At 74.5% G+C, this 416-nt stretch carries 1 pseudogene; it reads right to left on the reverse strand.

Features of this window, described 5'->3' with window-relative positions:
• Positions 1-416 (reverse strand): annotated as a pseudogene (locus ACOV8S_RS31445) (acyltransferase domain-containing protein); the annotation flags it as partial.

Below are 416 nucleotides of genomic sequence, written 5' to 3' on the forward strand. Positions count from 1 at the left end.
CCGCCTCACGGGCGTGGCGTACCCAGTACTCGGGGTCGCACAGGTCACCGGCCTCCGCCTCGGCGCCGAGCACCGTGGAGACCAGCGGGATCGTGGGCGGACGGTAGTCCAGGACCTGGCCACTCGCCGGAACTCGTCCAGCATCGGCTCCATGAGAGGGGAGTGGAAGGCGTGCGACACCCGTAGGGCGACGGTTCGGTCGAACTGCCCGGCGACCTCGGCCACGGAGTCGGCCGCGCCGGAGAGCACCACCGAGGCCGGACCGTTCACGGCGGCGACACCGACGTCCGTGCGGTCACCGAGGGCCGCGCGCACCTCCGCCTCGGAGGCCCGCACGGCCACCATGGCCCCGCCCTCCGGCAGCGCCTGCATCAGCCTGCCCCGGGCGGCCACCAGCATGGCCGCGTCCTCCAGGG

It is taken from the genome of Streptomyces sp. CO7, assembly GCF_053474865.1.